The 2,239-nt window shown below is 72.0% G+C and carries 2 protein-coding genes; one reads left to right on the plus strand and one right to left on the minus strand.

All coding sequences use genetic code 11. From position 1 onward, the window contains the following. Window positions 1-102 precede the first annotated feature (102 nt). Complete coding sequence (locus BZL64_RS37465) at window positions 103-1,236, plus strand: glycosyl hydrolase (protein ID WP_244205786.1); 1,134 nt, start codon at window positions 103-105, stop codon at window positions 1,234-1,236. A 24-nt stretch (window positions 1,237-1,260) separates the two neighbouring features. On the opposite strand, the gene BZL64_RS37470 is transcribed toward BZL64_RS37465, so the two are convergent. After that, complete coding sequence (locus BZL64_RS37470) at window positions 1,261-2,073, minus strand: polysaccharide deacetylase family protein (RefSeq protein ID WP_244205787.1); 813 nt, start codon at window positions 2,071-2,073, stop codon at window positions 1,261-1,263. Window positions 2,074-2,239 lie beyond the last annotated feature (166 nt).

Consider the following 2,239-nt stretch of genomic DNA (forward strand, 5'->3'; position numbering starts at 1 on the left):
CGCGCAGCGCGTCCTGCTGACGCTCACGCTGCTCACCACGGCCGCCGCGTTCTGCCCGCGGCTGCGCGCCTCCCCGCCGAGGACTGCGAAGGGTACTGCTACGTGAGCCTGCTCCACCCCGGCGACGAGGGCCGCGCCCGGCGCACCACCCCCCGCCCCACCCCCCGCACAGGCCCCCGCTTACGTACCGTCGCCGTAGTCACCTGCGCCGTCCTGGCCGTCGTCCTTCTTCTCCAGGGTGGCCTCGGACTGGGGGAGAACGACTCCGGTCCGGGGCCGGCCGGCTCGCGGCCCCCCGCCGTCGGCGGCAGGTGTGCGCCGAGCGCGTTGCTCGAACCGCCCTGCGGGGCCTGGTTCGGCGCGTTCGTGCCGCACAGCAAGGACGATCTCGCGGAGAAGGTCCGCGACTACGAGCGGCGCATCGGACGCAAGCTCGACATCGTGTACGCGTACCACGACATGTCACCGGTCCGAGGGGGCCGCCTGGAAGGACAGTTGCTCACCCCGGAGGAGCAGAGTGTCGCCGCTGAGGAGCATCTGCTGCTGCTCTCCTGGGAGAGCAAGTGGTGGGGCGGCACGCGGGCGCGGCAGCCCACCTGGAAGCAGATCGCGGACGGCGACCTCGACGCGTCGGTCATCGACGTCCAGGCCGCGCGCGTCAAGGAGTTCGGCGAGAAGGTCTTCCTCTCCTTCGACCTGGAGATGGACACCCGCACCCCGGCGAACGGCACCCCCGAGGACTATGTGCGCGCCTACCGCCACATCCACGACCGGTTCAGGGAACTGGGCGTGACCAACGTGGTGTGGACCTGGACCACCACCGGCTATCTGGAGCACGCCGACCTGATCAAGCGGATGTATCCGGGCGACGACTACGTCGACTGGGTGGCCTACAACCAGTACAACTACTACCGGTGCCACAAAGCGGACTGGCTCTCCTTCGCCGAGACGCAGCGGGCCACGCACGCGTGGATCCGCGAGAACATCTCCGACGACAAGCCGCTGATGCTCTCCGAGTTCGGTACGGCCGACGACCCGTCACGTCCGGGCCGACAGGCCGACTGGTACGCGCAGGTGCCGCGGGTCCTGAAGGATCTGGAGGGCGTCAAGGCCGCGCTCCAGTGGAACTACCGCGACCCCGGCCCGCACTGCGACCTCGCACTGGCCCGCGACGAGAGCTGGGCCAGCCTTCGCAAGGCGGTCTCCGACCCCTACCTCAACCAGCCGCTCGGATGACCGGGCGAACCCCGGATCCCGGCTCTACCCCGCGAACACGGGCCCGCGCAGCACCGCGCGGGCCCGCCGGTACCACCGCCACCCCACCGTCTTCGGCCCGTCCCGGTACGGGGCGACGCGGGCACCCCCGCCCGCCAGCCAGCTCTCCACATCGGCGACGGTGTGGGAGCGCCGCACGATGAGCCGGGCGATCCGGTACGCCTCGTCCCGCTCCGAACTCAGCGCGTGCCGCACGGCGGTGGCCGTCTCGTACCCGGCGGAGGCCGCCATGCGCCGTACCCGGCCGCTGTTGTAGCCGTGCGGATAGGCGAGATGGCGCACAGGATGCCCGAGAGCGTCCTCCAACACGGCCCGCGACTCCCGCAGTTCGCGGTCGAGAGCGGGCGCCGACAGGGTGTCGAGCTGGGCATGAGTGACGGTGTGGCTGCCGATCTCCATGCCGGACCGCTCCAGCCCGGCGGCCTGGTCCAGGGTCATCATCGGGGCGGGCGGCAGCAGACTGCGCCCGCCCGGACTGATCGCGCCGGTGGTCAGATAGGCGGTGGCGGCCAGGTCCCGGGCGGCCAGCGCCTCGGCGGTCGGTCCCGGCAGATCGGCGAACCCGTCGTCGAAGGTCAGCAGTACCGGCCGGGCGGGCAGCGGCGCCCGCCCCGCGAGATGGTCGGCGAGCGCGCTCACCGTCACGGGCGTACGACCGCTGTCGACGATCGCGTCGAGATGCGCCGCGAACTCCTTCGGGGTGACGGTGAACTCCGCGATCCAGTCCGGCGGTTCCTCCATCACGGCGTGGTACAGGAACACCGGTATGGCGGCGGATGCCTCGCCCGCCCCCGTCATCGCCCGCCCCCGGACACCCCGGACGTCACAGCCTCCCGCGACGCCGCCCGCATCGCGCGCCGGGCGCGCAGATAACCGACCGGCCCGTACGCCATCCCCTTACGTTGCAGCCGCGACAGCCGGCGCGCGATGCGGGCGGCGTCGCGGGGGCTGTGACGTCCGGGGT

It is taken from the genome of Streptomyces bobili, from assembly GCF_002154575.1.
In the GTDB taxonomy this organism is placed as follows: Bacteria; Actinomycetota; Actinomycetes; order Streptomycetales; family Streptomycetaceae; genus Streptomyces; species Streptomyces bobili.